This is a genomic window from Micromonospora sp. DT227, assembly GCF_049841835.1.
Taxonomy (GTDB): Bacteria; Actinomycetota; Actinomycetes; order Mycobacteriales; family Micromonosporaceae; genus Micromonospora.
Genome location: NZ_JBNCLA010000111.1, coordinates 1 through 208, shown reverse-complemented (window position 1 = coordinate 208; position 208 = coordinate 1). Strand labels below are relative to the sequence as shown.

Genomic DNA, 208 nt, shown 5'->3' with positions numbered 1-208 from the left:
ACCGACCGCCCCACAGCACGCTGCTGAACGGCATAAGCATCCAAAAACGCATTCGCAGCCGCATACACCCCCTGCCCGCCACCACCCCACACCCCGGCATTCGAGGAAAACAACACCATCGCGTCCAACCGGCGCTCGGACCCCTCGACCAGAAGCTCATGCAGATTACGAAGACCCGCGACCTTCCCCGCCAGAATGTGGTCTGCCA

General features: G+C 62.5%; 1 protein-coding gene. It reads right to left on the bottom strand.

Annotated features, from left to right (window positions below; all coding sequences use genetic code 11):
• Window positions 1-208: KR domain-containing protein (locus tag ACLQ2W_RS34120; protein WP_425792054.1), on the bottom strand; the 208-nt coding region annotated here is incomplete at both ends.